Source organism: Brucella sp. NBRC 12950 (assembly GCF_030268145.1).
GTDB lineage: Bacteria > Pseudomonadota > Alphaproteobacteria > Rhizobiales > Rhizobiaceae > Brucella.
This window is the reverse complement of the sequence record NZ_BSQC01000082.1, coordinates 1-261: the sequence shown is the minus strand read 5'-3', so window position 1 is coordinate 261 and position 261 is coordinate 1. Positions and strand designations below refer to the sequence as shown.

Here is a 261-nt window from a genome sequence, read left to right as displayed (position 1 = left end):
AAATCATGGAAGTTGTGTCCGCTGACACCTTCAAGCGTCCGATCTATGCGGGCAATGCGATCCAGACCGTGCAGTCTACTGATGCCAAGAAGGTCATCACCGTTCGTACGGCTTCTTTCTCGGCAACAGCTGAGGGCGGTTCGGCTCTAGTTGAAAGCATCAATGCGGCTGCTGATCCGGCGCTGTCGAGCTTTGTTGAAAACAAGCTTTCGGATTCCGATCGTCCGGAACTGACTTCTGCCAAGATCATCATCTCGGGCG

Annotated in this window: 1 pseudogene; it reads left to right on the top strand. The window is 53.6% G+C overall.

Annotation, left to right across the window (positions count from 1 at the left end):
• Window positions 1-261, top strand: a pseudogene (locus QSJ70_RS27550) (electron transfer flavoprotein subunit alpha/FixB family protein); the annotation flags it as partial.